This window comes from Candidatus Bathyanammoxibius amoris (assembly GCA_024451685.1).
Classification (GTDB): domain Bacteria; phylum Planctomycetota; class Brocadiia; order Brocadiales; family Bathyanammoxibiaceae; genus Bathyanammoxibius; species Bathyanammoxibius amoris.
In genome coordinates, this window is the sequence record JAMXCW010000001.1 from 119807 (window position 1) to 140369 (window position 20563).

At 51.6% G+C, this 20563-nt stretch carries 24 protein-coding genes; 17 read left to right on the top strand and 7 right to left on the bottom strand.

The genetic code is table 11. The features are described from left to right. Positions 1 to 75: 75 nt before the first annotated feature. Together NOU37_00605 and NOU37_00610 are read right to left on the bottom strand one after the other, a co-directional pair. Complete coding sequence (locus tag NOU37_00605; protein ID MCQ4573739.1) at positions 76 to 735, bottom strand: endonuclease III; 660 nt, start codon at positions 733 to 735, stop codon at positions 76 to 78. 83 nt (positions 736 to 818) lie between these two features. After that, the gene (locus tag NOU37_00610) at positions 819 to 1031 is read right to left on the bottom strand and encodes a hypothetical protein (GenBank protein ID MCQ4573740.1); all 213 of its coding nucleotides are present in this window, start codon (positions 1029 to 1031) and stop codon (positions 819 to 821) included. Positions 1032 to 1237: 206 nt separating this feature from the next. Between NOU37_00610 and thrC the strand changes: the two genes are divergently transcribed. Next, positions 1238 to 2614 carry a threonine synthase gene (thrC, locus tag NOU37_00615; GenBank protein MCQ4573741.1) on the top strand — a complete coding sequence of 459 codons (1377 nt, stop codon included), beginning with the start codon at positions 1238 to 1240 and terminating at the stop codon, positions 2612 to 2614. Here thrC and NOU37_00620 read toward each other — a convergent pair. From NOU37_00620 to NOU37_00630, 3 genes are all read right to left on the bottom strand, one after another. After that, positions 2611 to 2883, bottom strand: a complete 273-nt coding sequence (locus tag NOU37_00620; protein MCQ4573742.1) for a hypothetical protein — start codon at positions 2881 to 2883, stop codon at positions 2611 to 2613. The two genes, thrC and NOU37_00620, sit on opposite strands and share 4 nt — an antisense overlap. A gap of 266 nt (positions 2884 to 3149) precedes the next feature. Further along, positions 3150 to 4217, bottom strand: a complete 1068-nt coding sequence (gene mamK / locus NOU37_00625; GenBank protein ID MCQ4573743.1) for a MamK family actin-like protein — start codon at positions 4215 to 4217, stop codon at positions 3150 to 3152. 52 nt (positions 4218 to 4269) lie between these two features. After that, complete coding sequence (locus tag NOU37_00630; GenBank protein ID MCQ4573744.1) at positions 4270 to 5040, bottom strand: hypothetical protein; 771 nt, start codon at positions 5038 to 5040, stop codon at positions 4270 to 4272. Positions 5041 to 5290: 250 nt separating this feature from the next. Between NOU37_00630 and NOU37_00635 the strand changes: the two genes are divergently transcribed. Together NOU37_00635 and queC are read left to right on the top strand one after the other, a co-directional pair. After that, on the top strand, positions 5291 to 5998 hold the full coding sequence (locus NOU37_00635; protein MCQ4573745.1) for a radical SAM protein: 708 nt from the start codon (positions 5291 to 5293) through the stop codon (positions 5996 to 5998). Next, positions 5952 to 6638, top strand: coding sequence for a 7-cyano-7-deazaguanine synthase QueC (queC, locus tag NOU37_00640; protein ID MCQ4573746.1), 687 nt, complete (start codon positions 5952 to 5954; stop codon positions 6636 to 6638). Before NOU37_00635 ends, queC begins: the two co-directional genes overlap by 47 nt. Here queC and rnc read toward each other — a convergent pair. Together rnc and NOU37_00650 are read right to left on the bottom strand one after the other, a co-directional pair. Further along, positions 6635 to 7360: a ribonuclease III gene (gene rnc / locus NOU37_00645; GenBank protein MCQ4573747.1), complete on the bottom strand. Its 726-nt coding sequence runs from the start codon at positions 7358 to 7360 to the stop codon at positions 6635 to 6637. The two genes, queC and rnc, sit on opposite strands and share 4 nt — an antisense overlap. Beyond that, positions 7302 to 7877: an NYN domain-containing protein gene (locus NOU37_00650; protein ID MCQ4573748.1), complete on the bottom strand. Its 576-nt coding sequence runs from the start codon at positions 7875 to 7877 to the stop codon at positions 7302 to 7304. Before NOU37_00650 ends, rnc begins: the two co-directional genes overlap by 59 nt. Before the next feature lie 185 nt (positions 7878 to 8062). Here NOU37_00650 and pheA point away from each other — a divergent pair, with 185 nt between their 5' ends. The 14 genes from pheA (at position 8063) to folP (ending at position 20560) form a co-directional block, all read left to right on the top strand. Then, complete coding sequence (gene pheA, locus NOU37_00655; GenBank protein MCQ4573749.1) at positions 8063 to 9142, top strand: prephenate dehydratase; 1080 nt, start codon at positions 8063 to 8065, stop codon at positions 9140 to 9142. A 16-nt stretch (positions 9143 to 9158) separates the two neighbouring features. Next, positions 9159 to 9935 (top strand): triose-phosphate isomerase, encoded by a 777-nt coding sequence (tpiA, locus tag NOU37_00660; GenBank protein ID MCQ4573750.1) that lies wholly within the window; start codon positions 9159 to 9161, stop codon positions 9933 to 9935. 10 nt (positions 9936 to 9945) lie between these two features. Continuing rightward, a complete protein-coding gene (gene secG / locus NOU37_00665; protein MCQ4573751.1) occupies positions 9946 to 10560 on the top strand; it encodes a preprotein translocase subunit SecG in 615 nt (204 codons plus the stop codon). A 76-nt stretch (positions 10561 to 10636) separates the two neighbouring features. After that, positions 10637 to 11521, top strand: coding sequence for a YicC family protein (locus tag NOU37_00670; protein ID MCQ4573752.1), 885 nt, complete (start codon positions 10637 to 10639; stop codon positions 11519 to 11521). Continuing rightward, positions 11511 to 12086 carry a guanylate kinase gene (gene gmk, locus NOU37_00675; GenBank protein MCQ4573753.1) on the top strand — a complete coding sequence of 192 codons (576 nt, stop codon included), beginning with the start codon at positions 11511 to 11513 and terminating at the stop codon, positions 12084 to 12086. Before NOU37_00670 ends, gmk begins: the two co-directional genes overlap by 11 nt. Before the next feature lie 4 nt (positions 12087 to 12090). Beyond that, positions 12091 to 12720 (top strand): phosphopantothenoylcysteine decarboxylase, encoded by a 630-nt coding sequence (locus NOU37_00680; protein ID MCQ4573754.1) that lies wholly within the window; start codon positions 12091 to 12093, stop codon positions 12718 to 12720. Further along, positions 12698 to 13150 carry a dUTP diphosphatase gene (gene dut, locus NOU37_00685; GenBank protein MCQ4573755.1) on the top strand — a complete coding sequence of 151 codons (453 nt, stop codon included), beginning with the start codon at positions 12698 to 12700 and terminating at the stop codon, positions 13148 to 13150. Before NOU37_00680 ends, dut begins: the two co-directional genes overlap by 23 nt. A 5-nt stretch (positions 13151 to 13155) precedes the next feature. Continuing rightward, entirely contained in the window at positions 13156 to 15264 is a 2109-nt protein-coding gene (locus NOU37_00690) for a DNA translocase FtsK 4TM domain-containing protein (protein MCQ4573756.1), read from the top strand. A gap of 7 nt (positions 15265 to 15271) precedes the next feature. Next, a complete protein-coding gene (gene rimO, locus NOU37_00695; protein MCQ4573757.1) occupies positions 15272 to 16603 on the top strand; it encodes a 30S ribosomal protein S12 methylthiotransferase RimO in 1332 nt (443 codons plus the stop codon). Beyond that, positions 16578 to 17225 carry a CDP-diacylglycerol--glycerol-3-phosphate 3-phosphatidyltransferase gene (pgsA, locus tag NOU37_00700; GenBank protein MCQ4573758.1) on the top strand — a complete coding sequence of 216 codons (648 nt, stop codon included), beginning with the start codon at positions 16578 to 16580 and terminating at the stop codon, positions 17223 to 17225. Before rimO ends, pgsA begins: the two co-directional genes overlap by 26 nt. A gap of 8 nt (positions 17226 to 17233) precedes the next feature. Then, positions 17234 to 17974 carry a DNA repair protein RecO gene (recO, locus tag NOU37_00705; GenBank protein MCQ4573759.1) on the top strand — a complete coding sequence of 247 codons (741 nt, stop codon included), beginning with the start codon at positions 17234 to 17236 and terminating at the stop codon, positions 17972 to 17974. Beyond that, a complete protein-coding gene (gene bamD / locus NOU37_00710; protein ID MCQ4573760.1) occupies positions 17971 to 18897 on the top strand; it encodes an outer membrane protein assembly factor BamD in 927 nt (308 codons plus the stop codon). Before recO ends, bamD begins: the two co-directional genes overlap by 4 nt. Next, entirely contained in the window at positions 18894 to 19376 is a 483-nt protein-coding gene (gene lptE, locus NOU37_00715) for an LPS assembly lipoprotein LptE (protein ID MCQ4573761.1), read from the top strand. The genes bamD and lptE overlap by 4 nt, the downstream gene beginning before the upstream one ends. After that, positions 19370 to 20560, top strand: coding sequence for a dihydropteroate synthase (folP, locus tag NOU37_00720; protein MCQ4573762.1), 1191 nt, complete (start codon positions 19370 to 19372; stop codon positions 20558 to 20560). The genes lptE and folP overlap by 7 nt, the downstream gene beginning before the upstream one ends. Positions 20561 to 20563: the final 3 nt, after the last annotated feature.

Here is a 20563-nt window from a genome sequence, read left to right on the forward strand (position 1 = left end):
TTATGGGGGAGGAAATTTACGAAGTGCCCTCTTTCCCGGGGTTAGGGAGCGCGGATAACAAAAAACTTCTGCCGCTCAGCGGTGTTTTTCCACGCCGACCCTTTTGCAGTACCAGTGGACCTTACAGATGCTGCACTTCGGCAGAAGCGGGGTGCAGAGGTTCTGCCCGTAGGTGACAAGGATGTCGTTTATAACGAGCCAGTACTTCCCCGGTAGTATATCACGCAGCGCAAACTCTGTCTCAAAGGGTGTCTTTGTCTTTACGTACCCCCAGCGATTGGTGATCCTGTGTACATGTGTGTCTACACAGATACCCGGCTTGCCGTATCCGAGCGTTACGACCAGATTTGCCGTCTTTCGCCCGACGCCGGGGAATTTCAGGAGGGTATCTATATCGTCAGGAACCTTTCTGTCGTATTCGTCAATCAACATCTTGCAAATATCCTTTATTCTTGCAGACTTTGTTTTATAGAAGCCGACGGGGTATATTGCCTTTTGAATCTCGGGGGTCTTTAGTTTTAGCATGGCATCGGGTGTTTCTGCCAGCCGGAACAGTCTTTTGCTGGCGGCTGATGTGACGTTGTCCTTTGTACGCAGGCTCAGCAGGCAGGAAATAAGGACTTTGAAGGGGCTCCGGCTTTTAGCGACCGTGGTTACCGCGGGTTCTTTGAAGGCACTATTTTCTTTTTTTATGGTAACGATTACTTTCTGGACGTTAGTATCTGTTTTGGGCATATGGTTGGAACAGCTTGTAGTGAGAAGGCACCGCTACCATTTTGGGTGGGGAAGTTTCTGGGAAAGAGTTCCTTTTTTTATTTTTAGGCCTGGGCAAGGTTTGGAAAGCGAAGGTCACTCACGTTTTCTTCTGCAAGGTCCTTTTCCAGTTCAAACTCAATCTCTCTTCTTGGTTCAAGGACCAGCTTTTCGTATCTTTCCTTTATGAGTGCCAGGCGTTCCGTCTTTTGTGGCCATTCTATTACGTTGACTTTCACCGACATCTTTCTTACCTTGGTAATTTGATCATTGGCCATAGCAGGCAGTTAATATAAACGACCAAACGTTACTGAACCGCAGGTAATAAGGTAAAGCTTTTAAAAAATTATAGCGTTCACGCAATACGTGTCAAGACAGAAGGAGAGAAATTTTTGAATCTTTTTATCTCCTTGAAAGCTGGTAATCCTGACCCTATAATTCTTGGAGTAAATTTTCTTTTGTTAAAAGAGAGGACTTAGTTGTTATGGTAGCTGACTATAATGCCTGGTTCCAGTGCTCAAGCGGCTGTGACGAAAGATACGAGCTTAACCAGATAGTCTACAGTTGCAGGCAATGTGGAGGGCTTCTGGAAGTAAAACATGACCTGGACAAACTAAAACAGAAAGAGCCCGGCCACTGGAAGACACTTTTTGAGAAGCGCTACATGCGGACAGAGTGGCCCTATGGCAGCGGTGTATGGGGCAAGAAGGAGCTGGTGTGTCCAAATATAAGGAATGAGAACGTCGTTTCTTTATATGAAGGAGGCAGTAATCTTTTCTGGGCAAAACGTTTTGGCGAGGATCTGGGGTTAAAGGACCTGTGGATAAAGCAGTGTGGGAACGCCCATACAGGTTCTTTTAAGGACCTTGGGATGACGGTGTTGGTGTCGATGGTCAAGCAGATGATCTCCGAGGGCAAGGGGATACTCGGTGTGGCCTGTGCGTCGACGGGTGACACTTCTGCCGCGCTTGCGGCTTATTGTGCGGCGGCAGGCATACCGGCAATAGTGTTCCTGCCCAAGGACAAGGTTTCTACCTCTCAGCTGGTTCAGCCCCTGGCCAATAATGCGTTAACGTTGTCTATCGACACGGACTTTGACGGATGTATGAAACTGGTTCGAGAAACATGTGAAAAGAACAACATATATCTTGCCAACTCCATGAATTCCCTCCGCATAGAGGGCCAGAAGACGATAAGTATAGAAATAGCTCAGCAGTTTGATTGGGAAGTGCCTGACGTGATTGTCGTTCCCGGTGGAAATCTGGGGAACGTGACGGCCATAGGCCTGGGGTTCCTTATGATTAGGGAGCTTGGTCTGGTCGACAGGCTGCCCAGGCTGGTATGCGCCCAGGCCGAGAGGGCTAATCCCCTCTATCGCAGTTACTTGAAGGGTTTCAAGGAATACAGACCCGTTCAGGCGCAAAAGACCCTTGCCACCGCTATTCAGATAGGAGACCCCGTAAGCGTGCATCGTGCAATAAGGGTCTTGAAGAACTTCGAGGGTGTGGTTGAGCAGGCTACGGAGGATGAACTGGCCAATGCGGCCGCACGTGCCGACCGCAGTGGGCTGTTTAATTGCCCGCACACCGGGGTAGCGCTTGCGGTCTTGATGAAACTGACGGACAGGGGGCTTATAAAGCCGGAGGACAAGGTTGTGGTAATCTCAACGGCGCACGGGTTGAAGTTTCCGGATTTTAAGATTGGATATCACATGGGAGCACTGGACGGTGTAGAGTCCAGATACGCAAACCGTCCTGTAGAGGTTCCCGCCGCCTACGAACCCATTAAGACGGCCATTTTCAAGGCGATTGAACGGGGATGCTACGACCTGCAGCCTTCTCAGAACAAAGACCTTTCCTAGTGGGTGCTTTGCCTGGCGGTCTTTGTCTTTCCCTGATGATGTTCTTCTGTGCCCCTCTCTTTTGCTACCATTTTCCTCTTTTCCTTTGTTTCTTTGGGTGGATGTTTTGCCAGTTCTTCTTCGAATTTCTTTATTAACTCTGCGTTGTTGAACCCGGAACATCTACCGTGGTGCCACTTGTCCCTTGGACTCTCGTATATGGCGCAATGGTCACCGAGGTTAAGTTTACAGTCGTTACATTTGCGAACAGGCTTTTGCCACTTTATCATATTTAAGTCCCTTAGATGTGCTAGGTTCCTTAGAAGGTTGTCATTGCGTTAACGGCCACTCGCTTTCCTACTTCAATTATAATAAAAGTGTAGTTGCATGGAAAGGGTTTTTGCCCGGGAGTAAGTAACACACCGTCAACAAGCAATTTGCGCCATAAAGCCTCTGGTAAACCTTGGGCGGAGACGGAAAGGCATAATAACGTTGGGAAGTGTTTTTTACAACGGAAAGATTTTCTAAAGCTCAGCCCGGGCTTTCTCGGCGGCGTCTATCGCAGTTCTTTCCAGAGGTTATCGGGCATATCGTAGGCCAGCTTGAGGGCGCCGTCAGCACCTGCGTAAACGGGCTCATCTACCTTGTTGACCTTTCCGCCGCCATACTCCTCAAGCCCTTCCTCCAGAAGACTGCCAAGGCCCTTTAGCTGGCTCATGCCGCCGGCCAGTATTATATTGTTCCGAATGCGGGACTGGAATTCCGGGTCATATGTAGCTATAAGATTCCCGACGGCCTCAATTATGGGTGGCACTATCGCCTTGCAGGCCTGCTTACATTCTTCTGTTATGTCGATTACTCTGGGTCTGCCTTCTACGGGAATCCTGACGACCACCCTGTCGTTTGTGTCTGAGACAAAGCCGTTTCTTTCCTTTATGTCTCTGGCCATATTGATGGTAAGCTGGGCGTCGGGATGATTCTCCTTTATGAGCTTTAACAGCAGTTCGTCAACATAGTCCCCGGCGGTGGTAAGCGTTACCTGGTCTCCTTCTTCTGGCAATGCGCCGTGCATCCTGCACAGGTCGACCGTGCCTGCCCCGATGTCAATAATCAGGGCGTCGTCCAGCATGTCCAGCCCGTACGCTACCGAGAAGGGTTCCGAGACAACGATGACAGAGTCAACGGCCTCCATGGCCGCTTCTATCAACGATTGCTTGTTTATTACACTCGCCTGGGCGGGCGCGCCAATAACGGCATAAACCGTTTGCCCGCTTTTGTGCTGAGCCAGCGCTATGGCGTGTTTAACTATCTCTTTTGCAGCTTCTTTGTATAATTCTATCTCTTCTTCGCTTGCCAGCGTTGAATCGTCAGAATATTTTATTACCCCTTTTTCCAGGGGCCTTACAAGGTTAAGTGCAAGACGGTGCTTTAACGCCTCAAGCCCAAAGACCAGATCCTTACCCAATAATTTTCTGGAGATATCGTCTTTTGGCCATCCTACTACGCTAACCACTGTTTTCCGTATACCGTTACTTGCGGTTATAGAGGCCCTGAAGGTACCCAGGTCCATGCCTACGTACATTACGTTGGGGTCTCTTTCTTCTGTAACAACCTCTGCCATCATATAACCTTCCTCCAGGGGAGCACAAAGTGATATTTTGTTACAAAATTCTTATTTATTCCTTTTGTCCTTCTTCCTCGGCCTTTTGCTTGTGACGCCATTTGATATTGCTTTCCACAAGCTTGTGGAATAAACTCCCTGATTTTATCGCACCAGGGCGCGAAGCAGGGGTTTTTGGTTGTGACTGGGCAGCGCCTGAAGCGGACACGGTGGGTTGGGGATGGCTGGTTGGTGTGGTTTCACTTTTGCTTACGACGCGAAGGGGATATGTATTATGCGGGAAACTCTCAATAAGCTGAGTAGGAAGGCTCTCTTTGATATTTTCGAACAGATCGATTGGTATTGTCCCCCTTGCCCCCTCCAGTATATCCTCTACCACCTGTTGTATCTTTTCCTCGTACTTTTCACTGGTTATTGACGTTTGAGCCCTTGTGCCCCCCTGGAACGCTATCTTCCTCGCGTCCACCTCACTGCGAAGGCGGGTCATCTCATCCTCAAGTGCCACACACTTCTTTTCTAGCCTTTCCTTCTCGCCGGGAGGCCCTCCCGAGCCCTCCTTAAGTGCCTCCAATTGCTCCGACAGGTTCTCTGATTTAATCCGGAGTTCGTCCCTTTCCTTCGATAAGGCCTCAGACCTCTTTTCAAGCCCGTCCTCGACGGCTTTTTGTACGATCTCGTTAAGCGTCTTCTCGCTAACTACGCGAACCTCGGATAGACCCTGTTTGCGAAAGGCCTTAAGGGGAATGCTCGATACCACCTGATCGATTGCACTTCCTACAACAGAAGTACTTTCGTCTGGATAGGAGCCGAAGTGCTCTTTGTACATGCCCTTTCCTTACAAAGCCCTGCTAACGGTACGGTTAGCAAGATTTAAAAACATCCTATGAATTTACTTTACGGAATCGTACAATAAACCAAATTCCTTGTCAATAGTATAATTTCAATATATCTAAGCGTTATTAGAGAAATGGGTTATGGAAAGGTTCGAAGGCCCTTGCCAAGTAAACAGGCGCTGGTTTATAATTTGAAAAGGTATTGACGGAACCTACTGTTTGAAGGGGGAATAAGTCTGTTTTATGCTAAAAGTAACGGAGATATTTAAGAGTATTCAGGGGGAATCTACCTATGCCGGGTTGCCTTGCGCCTTTGTGAGGCTGACGGGGTGTAATTTGAGGTGCAACTACTGTGACACGGTCCATGCCTACGAGAACGGTGTGGATATGGATATTGAGGAGATACTTTCCAGTATAAGGCTGCTGGACTGTAATTTGGTGGAAATTACCGGGGGTGAGCCCCTGCTTCAAGATGAGACCAGAGAATTAGTTTCGGCGCTCCTGGAGGAGGGTCGCCGTGTGCTGGTCGAGACCAATGGTTCGCTGGATATAAGTGTACTGCCTGAGGGGGCCGTAAGGATTGTAGACCTGAAATGCCCTGACAGTGGTATGGTTGATGAAGTGGATTGGATAAACATTGAAAGGCTGAGACCGGGTGATGAGGTGAAGTTTGTTATAAGTTCGAGAAGGGATTATGACTGGGTAAAAGGGGTTATAGAGAAACACAAACTGACGGAGAAGGTGGAGGTTCTCGTTGGCGTAGCTTTCGGTAAATTGGAACTCCAACAGGTAGCCTCCTGGATATTGGAAGACGGGGTTGACGTCCGTTTCCAATTACAGGTACATCGTTATATCTGGCCGGCTGGAACACGGGAAGGCATAACGCTGAGGAGCATGTGTAGATATGAAAGCGGGTCTGGCAGTGGTACTCCTGAGTGGAGGTATGGATAGCTGTGTAGTTGCAGCCATGGCCAGCGAGTCTTATGAGCTGGCCTGTCTTCACGTAAACTACAAGCAGAGGACTGAGGTAAGAGAGCTAAAGGCATACAGCGAAATTGCGTCTTACTACGGAGTGCCTGAGGAAAAGAGGCTGGTCATAGATATGGCCTATCTGGGTGCCATTGGCGGTTCCAGTCTCACCGACCGTGACATCGCCGTCCCAACATCTGCCACAACCTCGAATAATATACCTTCCACATATGTACCCTTCAGGAATACACACCTGCTTGCGGCCGGGGTCTCGTGGGCAGAGGTGATAGGGGCGGAGAAGGTATTTATCGGCGCAGTGGAGGATGACGTTACAGGTTATCCCGACTGCAGGGAACAGTATTATAAGGTCTTTAACAAGCTCGTGGAGGCCGGTACCAGACCTGAGACACGCGTAACCGTGGAGACGCCCCTGATTCACATGAATAAGGCCGAGATAGTCGCTAAAGGGGTCTCACTGGGAGCGCCCTTTCACCTCAGCTGGTCTTGCTACAAGGAAGAAGAAAAAGCATGTGGGCGGTGTCAGAGTTGCTTGTTACGGCATGAGGCCTTTAGCCAGGCAGGACACAAAGACCCGGTACCCTGCCAGACAGACAACCCCTAGAGTTTTGTCGCTATGTGATCTTTGTCACGGGTGATTAAGTCGAGTGTTTCTTCCGCGGCGATCTGTTCCGCCTCTTTCTTGCTCAGTCCCTTACCCTGGCCGTAGGTATTGTCATTGATTGCCACTACAACCTCAAAGGTCTTGCCATGGTCCGGCCCGTGCTGTCCAATTACGTTATATTGCGGGGTAGTATTCAGATGCTTCTGGCAGTACTGTTGAAGCAGGCTCTTGTAGTTCCTGGCATGTTCGTCTTTAGAGACAGGCCCTATTTCCTCTGACAGATGTGTAAGGATAAAATCGCTTGCCGCACCGACACCACCGTCCAAATAAATAGCCGCGATGATGGCCTCGAATACGTTGGCGACGATGGATCTCGGGAAACCTTTCTTACCGTTGAGTCCCTTGCCAACGGTTATGTATCGGCCGAGCTTCAACCTGTTTGCAACCTTGGCCAGGATGGGCTGACTCACCACGACGGACTTTATCCTTGTGAGCTCGCCCTCGCTGAAGTCGGGAAAGGTATTGTAGAGGTACCCGGAGATTATCATCCCAAGTACGGCGTCGCCAAGAAACTCCATCCTCTCGTTGCTGCCGTTGTATTCAAGCTTACAGGACGTGTGTATAAGCGCCCTCTCAAGCAAAGAGATGTCCTTAAAGGTGTGTTTAAGACCTTTCTGACACCGCTTTAGCTTCTCTTTCCTGCTGGTTTCCTGAACTATCATCCCGCTGAAACTTTTTCTCCTTAAATAACAGTGACTCTTCTATGGCGGTGTATTTTGTGGCAGCGTCAATAAGCTCGACAGAGGTGCTCTTGCGGAAGGAGACGACTTCAACCCTGCACCCGTGCGCCTTTAGCATCTCAAGTAGAGGCGCGAAATCGCCGTCGCCTGAGACAAGCACCACGGTGTCCAGCTTGGGCGCTATGGCGATCGTGTCTATGGCGATGCCCATGTCCCAATCCCCCTTGGCGGTACCGTCAGGACGTAACCGAAGGTCCTTTGATTTTATCTCGTAACCCAGCCGCTCAAGGGCGTCTGTAAAGCTCGATTGGTCTACGTCTGACTTCTTGACCACATAGGCTATGGCCCTTATAAGTTTTCTGTCCCCGATTATTTCCTGAAGAAGCTTGGAGTAATCTATCTTTGACTGGTGCAAGGCCTTAGCCGAATAAAACATATTCTGGACGTCTACGAATACCGCTACCCGTTGTTCTGATATTGTTATTGGACCTGGACTCATCTATCTCCCTTGAAATATTGTGGTTAAAACCATAGGATTTCTCTAAATTTTCATTCTATCATTGTTACGGTAACAGTCAAACTAAATTTGTTTGACACTCTTCTTAAATTCTGATATAGGTATGAGTTAAAACGCTTTAGCCTTCGAAAATTCCTCCGTGTAGATAACCTTTCCCAAGGGTCAAAATGAATACTGAAGGTACGTTAGAATCCTTAAGAAAACAGATTGACGGCCTCGATTTAAAGACGGTTAAGCTCCTTAATGAACGCGCCAGGATTGCCCAAAAGATAGGCGAGGTGAAGAGACAAACCAGTGCGGAGGTCTATCACCCGAACAGGGAGCAGCAGGTCTACGAGAGGGTTATCTCAGAAAACACAGGCCCTCTGCCCGACGACACATTGAGGGCAATATACAGGGAGCTTATGGCTGGTTCCAGGGCCCTCGAGGGAACCCTCAAGGTCTCCTATTTGGGACCGGTGGGCACCTTCAGCTTTGTGGCCGCCAGAAAGAGTTTTGGCGCCTCTGTTGAATACGTACCCCAAAGGGGAATTGACGCGGTCTTCAGGGAGGTAGAAACCGGCCGGGTAGACTACGGGATAGTCCCCGCTGAGAACTCTACAGAGGGGGGCATACGTGAGACGCTGAACATGTTTCAGGAGTGTGACGTCAAGATTTGTGCGGAGGTCATACTCCCCGTGCACCATAGCCTTATGGCCCGCTGCGCTATGGGGGAGGTTAAGAGGGTGTACTCAAAACTTCAGGTCTTTTCCCAGTGCAGGAATTGGCTTTCGGACAATTTCCCCGATGCGGAACTGCTGGAGGTAGGCAGCACCACCGAGGCCGCGCAGATGGCAAAAAAAGAGTCCGGCGCCGCTGCTATAGCCCACGCTGAAGTGGCTGAACCATGCGGACTTGAAGTCCTGTGCGCCAGCATTGAGGACAACCCCGACAACGTTACAAGATTCTATGTCTTAAGTAATTCGTTTTCCAGCCCGAGCGGTAAGGACAAGACGGCCGTGATGTGCTACATAAAAAACCAGGTGGGCGCCCTTTACGGGATTTTGCACCCGTTTAGAAAATATGGTGTCAACCTGACCAGTATAGAGTCGCTACCTTCCGGCAGGAAGGCCTGGAATTACAGTTTCTACATAGAGTTTGAGGGCCATGTCCAGGACGAAAACGTTAAGAAGGCCCTTGAAAGGGTCAGCCGCGTGTGCCTGGAGCTTAAGGTCTTGGGCTCATTCCCAAGAAGCAGCCAACTCTGAGAAAGGAATCCGGGTAGTGCTAAGACCTTTTATTGTAGGTAATTGGAAAATGAACCTGTCCCTGGAGGAGTCGAAAGACTTGGCTGGCTCCATAAGGGACGGCGTCAAAGATATCAAGGACGTGGATGTAGGTGTATGTCCGCCCTTTGCGTTTCTCGACGGCGTGTACTCTGTCTTGAAGGGCGGCAGCGTCATCCTGGGTGCCCAGAACATGCACTGGGAGAGTAAAGGGGCCTTCACAGGAGAGGTCTCCGGCGATATGATTAGAGAGGTGGGGTGTACACATGTTATACTGGGCCACTCCGAGAGAAGACACGTCTTCGGTGAAACGGATTCAATGATAAACCTGAAACTTAAGGCGGCCTTTGCCCGGGACTTGATGCCCATATTCTGTATTGGCGAGAAGCTGGAGGAACGAGAGTCAGGCAAGACCTCTGAGGTTATAGAGAGACAACTCAAGGCCGGCCTGGAAGGTCTCAGTGCCGGAGATGCCTCAAAGTTGACCATAGCCTATGAACCGGTATGGGCCATTGGCACGGGTAAGAACGCAACCCCCGCTCAGGCACAAGAGGTTCATGGCCGGATTCGAGCGTTGCTGAAACAGTCTTACGATGAAGGCGTATCGAACCGGATTAGAATACAGTACGGAGGGAGTGCCAAGCCGGATAACGCAGCCGAATTGCTGTCACAACCGGATATAAACGGGTTCCTGGTAGGAGGCGCCAGTCTGAAGAAGGATTCATTCTTGAAAATGGTCTCAATCGCATTTGAACAAGTGGAGAGTCCCGCTTAGGGAGAGGAAGATGGAGTTAAACGAAAAAACAGTTAAATGGGCGCTGGCCGTCATCGTAGTCTTTGGCCTTGTATTTACCATGACTATGATGCAGATGGTTTCGGCCCTTAAGATGTTTTTGGTGCTTACATGTGCCGTGCTCTTAGGCACCATACTATTACAGGCGGGCAAAGGAGGCGGATTGGCGGCTATTGGCGGTCTGCAGGACCAGTCTTCCTTTGGCACCAGGACGAGCACGTTCCTCAGTAAGCTTACCTATCTGATAGGAGCAGTCTTCATTGTCACAACTATATGTTTGACGAAGATCTCAAGTGTCACGTTTGTAGAGAAGGCTGCCCCGCAGCCGGCAGCTGAGATGCCTGCCGGACAACTACCACCGGGGCATCCGCCCACAGAAGGGCTCCCGCCGGGGCATCCGCCCATGGAAGGGCTCCCGCCCGGACATCCGCCCACGGAAGGGCTCCCGCCGGGACATCCGTCTCCGGGAGGGGTACCAGCAATTGTACCTCCGCAGGAGAAGCCGGCAAGCGCTACATTAGGCTGGCAGGAAAAGCCGGAGGCAGACAAAGAGAAGAAGCAGGAGGCAAAAGAATCTGAGGAGCAAAAGGGGTCTCCTGATAAGTAACGTGGTGTATCCGGGGTGGTTGCTGCATGTGTGTTGGGTAGTAACCGTACAAGACTGACCAGGTATTGGAGGTAGTATGTTGAGGAGTATGACCGGTTTCGGCAGGGCTGAAAGTAGAGAAGGCAATGCCACCCTTACGGTGGAGGTCCGTTCCGTCAACAACCGGTTCCTGAAAGTGAGTTCCAGGGTGCCGGAACCGTTCTTACCGTTTCAAGAGCGGCTGGAAAGGATATTGAAAGATAGGCTGACACGGGGCAGTGTATTTATGGAGATAGAGTACAAACTTCTTCATGAGCCTCCGGCCTTTCAGGTCAATCTGGAGACACTTAAGGGTTACTACCGTGCCATAAAAGAACTGGGAGGTGAATTGGGACCGGAAGGAGAAGTGCCTCTGGCCGCCTTATTCTCCCTGCCGGGTATCTGTGAGAGGGTCAAGCCGCAGGGAAACAACATAGAAGAATTATTGCCCGCCTTCGAGGGTCTGGTGGGTTCAGCACTGAACGAGCTAATCAATATGCGTGAACAAGAGGGCAAGGCCCTGGAAGAGGGGCTCGTCTGCTCGAAGGAACGGATAGCACGTCTCCTTGGCGTACTGGAGGAGCGTGCACCTGAGGTCGTTAGCAGCTACAGGGACAGGTTGAAAAAAAGGGTGTCCAATCTGCTTAAAGGCGTAGACGTGGAACTGTCGGATAGTGACTTGGCCAGAGAGGTAGCAGTTTTCGCGGAGCGCTCTGATATCACGGAGGAGATTACCAGGCTCAGGAGTCACATCGCACAGATGGATGAAGCCTTGGGAAAAGAGGCCCCGTCGGGCAGGAAACAGGAGTTTATTGTGCAAGAGATGTTCAGAGAGGCTAACACAATGGGTTCTAAGGCCTGTGACGGGGACATGCTTCAGATTGTAATCGACATAAAGATGGAAGTTGAGAAGATAAAAGAGCAGGTCTTCAATGTCGAGTGACAACGGCGGTAGAAGAGGGAAGCTGGTAATAATCTCGGGTCCGTCCGGTTCGGGGAAAACCACAATTTGCCGGGAACTGGTCAAACACCCCGGGGTGAAGATATCAGTCTCGGTAACCACCAGGGCCCCGCGTCCCCGGGAGGTGGAGGGCCAGGATTATTATTTTGTCGGTGAGGATGAATTTGGAAGGAGAGTAAAGGAAGGGCGCTTTGTAGAACACGCCCGGTATTCCGGGACCCTTTACGGTACACTTCGTAAACCGTTGGAGAGGGCCCTGGAAGAAGGCCTGACATATTTGCTTGAGGTAGACGTCCAGGGAGCGCTTCAGGTAATGGAGAAATACCCTGATGCCATCTCAATCTTCATCATGCCGCCGGGTGAGGACGTCCTCAAAAGACGCCTTATGGATAGAAATACCGACAAAGAACAGGATATTAACAGGCGGCTGGACATAGCCGGGCAGGAGCTGGAGCACTCCTCCCGGTACAAATATCGTGTAGTGAACGACAAACTGGAGGACGCATTGGACGAAATTTTCGACATCCTGGGGCTGCTTAAGGGGTAATGGAATGTCCTACACCATAATCCTTGGAGTGACGGGCAGTATAGCGGCCTATAAGGCCTGCGAGATTACGTCAGGCCTGGTAAAGTCTGGTGTGGACGTGGTGGTGGTTATGACCAGACCGGCCCAGCGTTTTATCCAGCCACTGACGTTTCGCACGCTCTCGAAGAATGAAGTCGTTACGGGTCTTTTTGGAAGGACAGAGGTCCATGACCCGTATCACGTCTCCCTGGCCGACAGGGCAGACCTGATACTGGTGGCACCTGCGACGGCCGCCATTATCGGCAATGTTGCCTCAGGTGTGTCCGATGACATACTTACCTGCACGCTCCTGGCATCCCGTGCAAGGGTAATCATGGCCCCTGCAATGGATGACAATATGTACCACCACCCCATAGTCCAGGCAAATATTTCGAGATTGAAGGAGATTGGGTACGGGTTCATAGGCCCCGTTGAGGGACGTCTCTCCACGGGAAAGGTAGGCGTGGGGCGTCTTGCACCCGTTGAAGAGATAATAAATACGGTACTGGAGGAATTAAAAACGCTTTCACCAAAAAGCAGGGGTACGGCACGCCGTGCCCCTACCGTTAAAAAAAAGGTTGGGAGACAGGCCGGTGGAAAGAGTAGTAAGGGTTAATATAAAGAAAAAAGAGGGTTGCGAAGACCTGCCCGCCCCTCAGTACATGAGTGAGGGAGCCAGCGGCGCAGACCTGTATGCGGCCGTAAATGGAGAACAGGTATTGGAGCCGTCCGGCATACTGACCGTGCCTACTGGAATGTTTATAGAGCTTCCATCGGGATACGAGGCGCAGGTGAGGCCGCGGAGTGGGCTGGCGCTCAGGCACGGGCTTTCCATAGTTAACGCCCCGGGGACAATAGACAATGATTACCGCGGGGAGATATGTGTCATCCTGTGCAACCTGGGGAAAGAACCTGTTAAGATAAACCGCGGTATGCGCATCGCACAGTTGATCTTTCAGCCGGTAGTGAGAGCTGAATTCATTGAAGTGAAGGAGCTGGGAACCACCCGGAGAAACGAGGGTGGTTTCGGCCACACGGGGGTATAAGGCAGATGGATAAAAAGAAACTCCTGAAGATCTCTCTGGCGGTGTTTCTGATAGCTTTTGCGCTCTTTACCCTCATTAGTTTAATAAGCTATCACGCGTCAGACCCGCCGTTCGCCGATTACCCGGGGAGCAGTTCTATAAAGAACTTATGCGGACGGTTTGGGGCGGTACTTTCAGGTTACGCGCTCTCATGGCTGGGCCTTGCCACCTTTCCGCTGGTAGGGTTGATAGGCACGGGGGGCGTGATGCTGCTCTTGCGCGGGAGGGTGGAAGACCTGTGGATAAAGGCCATTGGCGGATTAATGCTTACGGTATCCATCGCACTGGTATTTTCTTTGATAGGGCATATCCTGCCAAACAAGGGCGCCATCGGATGGGCCGGGGGGATTCTGGGTAATGCCGCATCCAGCAGGCTCCTCGACAATTTAGGTCTTGCCGGCACCTGCGTATTCCTGAGTTTCGGATTCCTGACCTCAAGCATTCTCCTCTTTAACGTGAGTCCGGTCGAGACCGTCTCATCCTTAGTCAGACGGATCAAGAATAGAAGGAGGTCTAAGCCCGCTGTTTCCAAGGAGGAACGTGTTTCCAAACCCCCCGCAGAGGAAAGACCTCTTGAGGGAACAGCTTCGTGGCCGGGACCACTTTTACTGCCCATTGACCTGCTTGAGAAGCGCTCTGAGTCAGAGAAGGTAGATGACGAAGAGTCTCTGAAGAAGAGGGCGGAGGCGCTGGAAGATTCTCTGGCACAGTTTAACGTGATCGCGCAGGTGGTTGGCTTTGAGACGGGCCCCGCCATAACCATGTATGAACTGGAACTGGCGCCGGGCACCAAGGTCTCAAAAGTTTTATCACTTTCCGATGACCTGGCGATGGCCTTGAAGGCCCCCAGCATCAGGGTGGTGGCCCCGCTGCCGGGGAAGTCTACCGTAGGCATAGAGGTGCCGAATCACAAGAGAAAGAACGTGGGACTGAGGGGGCTGCTCGAAATCATTCAGGACGGCAAGGTCAACCTGGAGGACAGCGCGATCCCCCTGCCCCTTGGCAGGGACATAACGGGCTATCCTATTTACTGTGACCTGTCCGGAATGCCGCATCTCCTTATTGCCGGCACTACCGGTTCCGGAAAATCCATCTGCCTGAACTCACTGATACTCAGCATATTATTCCTGATGTCCCAGAAGGAGTTAAAGCTCCTGCTTGTAGACCCCAAGCTGGTAGAATTCTCACCGTTTAAAGACATACCACACCTCATCAGCCCCGTGGTTACTGACGTAAAGGAGGCGCAGGCCGTACTTGAGTGGGCAGTGAGCAAGATGGACGAACGTTACGGGCTGCTGGCGCGGGCAGGCGTAAAGAACATAGCGGAATACAACAAATTGGGGGAAAAGGGCCTTAAGAAGAGGTTGGGCCTGGACAGCTATATCGACCCGGAGTTTTATAGCCTTCCTTACATAGTGATAATAATAGACGAGCTTGCGGACCTTATGATGGCGGCGTCGAAGAAGGTAGAGAATGCGGTTACACGGTTGGCGCAGAAGTCGCGTGCCGTGGGCATCCACCTGGTAGTCTCCACCCAGCGTCCTTCCGTGGACGTCGTTACGGGTCTGATAAAGTCCAATCTCCCTGCCCGGGTTTCGTTCCTCGTGGCCTCGAAGGTAGATTCGAGAACGGTGCTCGACCAAAATGGCGCCGAGAACCTCCTTGGAGAAGGTGACATGCTGTTTATGCCGCCGGGGAGTTCCGAGCTGGTGAGGGTGCAGGGTGCGTACGTCAGTAACGAAGAGGTTGAAAGGGTGGTGGAATTCGTGAAGAAACAGGCCCGGCCGGAATTCTCCACAGAGCTTAGAGACTGGAAACTCGAGGCCAAGAGAGAAGATAGAAGCGACCCCCTTTATAGTGAGGCCGTTAAGACGGTGCTTGATGCCGGGAGGTGCAACGAAAGACTGCTTCAGGAAAAACTTAACCTAACCTATCCGCAGGCCGTTAAACTGCTGTGCCAGATGACGGAAGACGGCATTGTCAGTGAATATAAAGAAGGTGTGCAGAGGGAGGTCCTGCTCAGCCCGGAAGAATGGGAACCGCCGGGCAATAAAAAAGTACGAACCAACAGATGAGATATGTATGAAGACAAAGACGCAGATACAGACGCAGAAGATAGCGCTGGTAAGCCTGGGTTGTTCTAAGAACCTGGTCGATTCCGAGAAGATGCTGGGCCGGCTCGCGCAGGGAGAGGTCGTCTTCTGTCAAGACCCGGCGCTTGCGGATGTACTGATCATAAACACCTGTGGCTTTGTAAAAGACGCTAAAGAGGAATCCATAAATACCATCCTCGAGATGGCGAAACTTAAGGAGGAATGTGGACTGGAGAAGCTTATCGTAACCGGTTGTCTTGCTGAACGTTACGAAAAGGAACTGATAAGGGATATACCGGAAATCGACCACGTGGTGGAACTTGAGAACTTTGACAGGATAGCCGAACTCTCAGGTATAACTGGGCGGGAAAAGGGGTCTAACGGGTCGTGCGACGTTAGCGATTCGTTCCGCGTCCGCCTGACCCCCAAGCATTATGCGTATCTGAAGATATCCGAGGGCTGCAGCAACAGTTGCAGCTATTGCGCAATACCCGCGATACGGGGCCCCTTCGGGAGCCGTCCCATGGATGAGATTCTGCGGGAGGCCGAAGGGCTTGCGGCCGGCGGTGCCAGGGAGTTAAACCTGATAGCACAAGACAGCACCCTGTATGGCGTGGATATTTACGGACGCCAGTGCCTGCACGAGCTGCTGGGAAGGCTCTCAAAAATAGACCCCATCAAGTGGATAAGGCTTCTCTATACACACCCCGCACACTTCTACCCGGAACTTATCGGTGAAATAGCCGGTAACGAGAGGGTCGTTAAGTACGTAGACATGCCCGTGCAGCATATTAGTGATAAGATGCTTGAACTGATGGGCAGGGAGGTCACGCGCTCCCGGGTGGAGGAACTGATACGGAGGCTTCGCAAAGAGATCCCGGGGCTCGTTCTGCGCACTACCATGATAGTGGGTTTCCCCGGGGAAGGCGAGAGGGAGTTCCGCGAACTGCTTGCATTCCTGGAAGAGACAGCCTTTGAGAGGCTGGGGGTGTTTGTTTATTCGCAAGAAGAAGGCACACCGGCCGCGGCCTTTAAGGGCCGGGTTCCGGAGCCGGAGAAACAGAGGAGGCTTGCCGAGGTGATGACCCTGCAGCAGGGAATAACCTTCGACAAAAACGGCCAACTTGTTGGAAAAAACCTTGAGGTCCTTGTGGACGGCGTTCAGGAGGGTGGCCGGAGCTGGCTGGCCAGGTCGTACAGAGACGCCCCCGAGGTAGACGGAAACGTGATAGTGTTTGATACGGGATTGGTACCCGGAGAATTTAAAAAAGTAACAATTACACATCAAGAGGGATATGACCTTGTCGCAAATTGCGTGTAGTGATTACCAGCAGGCGGAGAAACGGCGCGGAGTTAAGAGGCTTATCGAGCCTTTCTATTATCTACCGAATCAGTTGACCGTGCTCAGATTGGTTATGGGCATAGTGTTCTTTTTCATCCTGACTCTCGGGTTATATGACCTTGCCCTGGTGGTGTTCATTATCGCCACAATAACAGATTTTCTTGATGGGTATCTGGCAAGGAAGAGGGGACTGATAAGTAATTTTGGAAGGATAGCGGACCCCCTGGTAGACAAGGTAATTATATGCGGCGGGTTTATAGTACTTGTTGCAAACGACCAGCCTGTTATCGGGGCCTGGGTGGCGGCGGTAATCGTGTTACGGGAGCTGCTCATTGGTCTCCTGAGAGGTTATGTTGAGTTTTTCAGGGGTATACGCTTCCCCGGCAGCACCGCGGGGAAGTGGAAGATGACGGGCCAGTGTGTCGCCCTGTATTCGGTGATGCTTTACGCCGGCCATTTCACCGGGGTGTGGTGGGCCAGGATGTGGGTGGACCTCACGGTCTGGTTTGCGGTGAGCATTACCATTTACTCAGGGCTGCTCTACCTGTATGGTGCCGGTTCGCTCCTGCGAAAACGCGCTGCGGGCGTAGCAATAGAGTAGGAGAGCTTATGGGGTTTTGTAAGACACAGGCAGTAGTACTAAGGCGGAATGATTATAGTAATTCCAGCCAGATAGTCACGTTCTACACAAGAACTCACGGGAAGGTCCGTGCGCTGGCAAAGGGGTCAAAGCGCGCGGGGAGGAAACCCCCCGGTGCCATCGAGTTGTTTTCACACATGGAGATAGTCTTCATACAAAAGGAAAATACGGACCTGCATCTGCTGACGGAGTGGGAATCACTCGGAGACTCTCCGGCGTTCAGGAAGGACGTTGAGCGGTTCTATGCGGCCTGCCACGTCGTAAAATTGGCCTGTGAGCTTACCGGGGACGGGGATGAAAATGAGCCTCTCTTTGATTTAATATTGAATGCCCTTTTCAGCCTTTCTTTGACTAAACACACGGACGTGGTCTTACGCGCCTTCGAACTTCAAACGCTGAAGCTTCTGGGTTACCTGCCACAGTTAGATGAGTGTGCCAACTGTGGTGCTGACCTTGCTGGGAGGCCCGGAGCAGTCTTCAGCCCCGTCGATAAAGGGTTGTTGTGTAGAAGGTGCGCGGGAGGAAAGGCGCATCACGGTCTCTCACCAGGCGCCGTCAGGGCGGCAGTCTTCCTGGCAGGTTCCTGTGTCACGACGTGTGACCGCCTTCGGCTGCCCCAGAAGGTCTCAGAGGAGATCAGGTTGTTAAGCCAGGGCTGTATGACGTTTGTATTGAATAGGCCCGTGGAGATGCGAAAGTTAGTGGTATGAAACGAAAGCGTCTTATTCTGTCGTTTATACTGGCGATTCTGGTGGTTTCTCCATCCGGTGTTTATGCGGACTGGGTGTGGAACAAAGGGACGGGGTGGGTAGACCCGTTGACCCTGGACCCCAGCGTCCCGGACCAGCGCTACAAGCTTGCTGTCGCGCTGATGGTGAACGGCGATTACGAAAGTGCGGTAAAGGAATTTCAGGCTGTATTAGACAGACACCGCGATACCGACCTCGCTGAACCGTGTCAGTACAATATCGGTCAATCCCTTTTTCTGGCCGGTAAGTATAAGAAGGCGTTTAGGGCCTACGAGAGGCTCCTTGAAATGTTTCCGGGTACGAGAATAACCGGGTTGGTGTACAAAAAAGAGCTTGAGGCGGGCTTGGGGCTTATGCAGGTGAAGCCGAAGAAATCTGTTGAGATATTCGAGAGAATCATAGAGCACAATCCGCAGGGCCCTCTGGCGGCCGACGCTCAGGTGAAGATGGCAGACGCGTATTTCCTTGGCGAGGATTTTGTGAATGCCGAAGATGCGTACAGGGGTGTACTTGAGAATTATCCGAAGAGTGAGTGGGCGCCGTATTCCATGTACCGTATACCGTTGTGCAAGCTGAGTCTGGAGCTCCGCAGGGAGAGGGACATGGATAATCTCTGGAAGGCTCGAAACGGGTTTGAGGAGTACCTTGCGAATTATCCAGACAGTACTCTTGCTGATGAAGCGAAGAAGAACATCCACAGAGTCGAAGATTTTATAGCCCATAAAGAGTATGACATCGCCGAGTTCTACCTCCGCAAAAGGAAGCCTGCGTCGGCCATGGTGTACCTGAAGAGGATAGTGAGCAGATTCTCCAACACACGATGGGCAGCGAAATCACAGGATACAATTGACTTTTTGAAAAAGATTGATGCCGTCAGAAAGTGATAAAGCGCATACTGATTATTCTGGTATTGTTTCTTGCGGGTTGTGGTTATACGTCTCGCTCACTTATCGAGCAGAACGTACGCAGTATATACGTGCCTATCTTTGATAATGAGACGTTCCGCCGCGGGCTGGAATTCAACCTGACCAGGGCCATAAAAGAAGAGATACTGTACAGGACACAACTCAAGATTGTAGACAAAAGGCACGCCGATACAATCCTCACCGGGAAAATAAAAGAGGTGCAGGAAAACGTGCTGATAGAGAACCCCGATGCAGTGGTTGTAGAAAGTCGTGTAACGGTTACCGTGGTGATTTCATGGGAAGACCAGAGGACCGGAAGATTCTTAATGAATAACAGGGCTGTATCTGCGGCCGCGGAGTTCATCGCGACCAGGGACGAGGACGTTGAGTTTGGCGAGATAGAGGCGTTCACGGACCTCGCAGCAAAGGTCGTTAATTTGATGGAAAGAAATTGGTAGATATCCTTACCAGGTACAATCCCAGGGTACTGGACATCTCACAGTTGGAGAGAAAGGGTCTCCGGCGTGAGGGTGGCGGGGGAGGTGCGCACTGTACCCTGAGCCTGGACGGCCTGAGTGGGACACAGCGTGACCTGCTCAGCAAGTGGGCTTCAAGCGTGGGGGGGAGACTTAATACGGTGGTTAACGGTGCTTCCCGCTCGGCGTTCTTGTCTGTTAGCGAGCGGGCCTTGGGACGGACCCGTCCTTCTCCTGGAGATGCAGGGGCAGGTATAGAACATGTCCTGGATGCGGCAGGGGAGACGGTTTCCAGATACAGGAAGGAGTCTTTCCGTATCACTTATGGTAAGGGTACCCTGAAACTCGGTCGGAAGACCTGCGTAATGGGGGTTCTTAACGTGACGCCCGATTCCTTTTATGATGGCGGTTGTTATTATGAACCGGAAAAGGCCTTAGCCCGCGCCTTTAAGATGATAGAGGAGGGAGCGGACATAATAGACGTAGGTGGCGTCTCAACCAGGCCGGGCTCCGGGACTGTTTCTGAGAAAGAAGAGCTCAGGCGGATAACTCCTGTCATTAAAGGGCTTTCCAGCCACACCAGGGTGCCCATCTCAGTCGACACCTGCCGCGCGCGTGTTGCTGAGAAGGCACTTGAAGCCGGCGCGCAGATCGTAAACGACGTTAGCGGACTTGGGGATGAAGACATGGCCAGGGTGGTTGCCTCTTCCGACGCACCCGTCGTCATCATGCACATGAAAGGCAGGCCCCACCGCATGCCCAAAAACCCTGCGTACAAAGACCTGCTCGCGGAAATTACACTTTTTTTGAGGAAGAGAATCGGCGAGGCCGTGAGTGCCGGTGTTGATGAATCGAACATAATAGTTGACCCCGGCATAGGTTTTGGGAAAAGTCCCGGTCAGTCGCTGGAGGTATTGCGCCGATTAGGTGAATTGAGGTCCCTGGGCCTGCCTATTATGGTAGGCACTTCGAATAAGAGTTTTATAAGGCACGTCCTGAGTTCGACAGACAATGGGGAAGCGCCGGACGCTGGCGATGTGTTGTATGGAACGCTTGCCACCATTGCACTGGCCATCAATAATGGCGCCAAGATTGTGAGGGTGCATCAAGTGCGTGAAGCGGTACACTTCACCGCTGTCTGCGCGGCCGTTACCAGAGAATCTTAAGAA

Bases quoted from the DNA above. Each gene is read 5' to 3' on its own strand.
- queC (MCQ4573746.1), top strand. From the start codon at position 5,952: ATGAAAGCGGGTCTGGCAGTGGTACTCCTGAGTGGAGGTATGGATAGC.
- NOU37_00630 (MCQ4573744.1), bottom strand. From the start codon at position 5,040: ATGTACAAAGAGCACTTCGGCTCCTATCCAGACGAAAGTACTTCTGTT.
- NOU37_00610 (MCQ4573740.1), bottom strand. From the start codon at position 1,031: ATGGCCAATGATCAAATTACCAAGGTAAGAAAGATGTCGGTGAAAGTC.
- NOU37_00650 (MCQ4573748.1), bottom strand. From the start codon at position 7,877: ATGAGTCCAGGTCCAATAACAATATCAGAACAACGGGTAGCGGTATTC.
- gmk (MCQ4573753.1), top strand. From the start codon at position 11,511: ATGTCGAGTGACAACGGCGGTAGAAGAGGGAAGCTGGTAATAATCTCG.
- pheA (MCQ4573749.1), top strand. From the start codon at position 8,063: ATGAATACTGAAGGTACGTTAGAATCCTTAAGAAAACAGATTGACGGC.
- thrC (MCQ4573741.1), top strand. From the start codon at position 1,238: ATGGTAGCTGACTATAATGCCTGGTTCCAGTGCTCAAGCGGCTGTGAC.
- NOU37_00605 (MCQ4573739.1), bottom strand. From the start codon at position 735: ATGCCCAAAACAGATACTAACGTCCAGAAAGTAATCGTTACCATAAAA.
- rimO (MCQ4573757.1), top strand. From the start codon at position 15,272: ATGAAGACAAAGACGCAGATACAGACGCAGAAGATAGCGCTGGTAAGC.
- NOU37_00635 (MCQ4573745.1), top strand. From the start codon at position 5,291: ATGCTAAAAGTAACGGAGATATTTAAGAGTATTCAGGGGGAATCTACC.
- secG (MCQ4573751.1), top strand. From the start codon at position 9,946: ATGGAGTTAAACGAAAAAACAGTTAAATGGGCGCTGGCCGTCATCGTA.
- NOU37_00690 (MCQ4573756.1), top strand. From the start codon at position 13,156: ATGGATAAAAAGAAACTCCTGAAGATCTCTCTGGCGGTGTTTCTGATA.
- rnc (MCQ4573747.1), bottom strand. From the start codon at position 7,360: ATGATAGTTCAGGAAACCAGCAGGAAAGAGAAGCTAAAGCGGTGTCAG.
- pgsA (MCQ4573758.1), top strand. From the start codon at position 16,578: ATGACCTTGTCGCAAATTGCGTGTAGTGATTACCAGCAGGCGGAGAAA.
- NOU37_00680 (MCQ4573754.1), top strand. From the start codon at position 12,091: ATGTCCTACACCATAATCCTTGGAGTGACGGGCAGTATAGCGGCCTAT.
- bamD (MCQ4573760.1), top strand. From the start codon at position 17,971: ATGAAACGAAAGCGTCTTATTCTGTCGTTTATACTGGCGATTCTGGTG.
- mamK (MCQ4573743.1), bottom strand. From the start codon at position 4,217: ATGATGGCAGAGGTTGTTACAGAAGAAAGAGACCCCAACGTAATGTAC.
- NOU37_00620 (MCQ4573742.1), bottom strand. From the start codon at position 2,883: ATGATAAAGTGGCAAAAGCCTGTTCGCAAATGTAACGACTGTAAACTT.
- NOU37_00670 (MCQ4573752.1), top strand. From the start codon at position 10,637: ATGTTGAGGAGTATGACCGGTTTCGGCAGGGCTGAAAGTAGAGAAGGC.
- recO (MCQ4573759.1), top strand. From the start codon at position 17,234: ATGGGGTTTTGTAAGACACAGGCAGTAGTACTAAGGCGGAATGATTAT.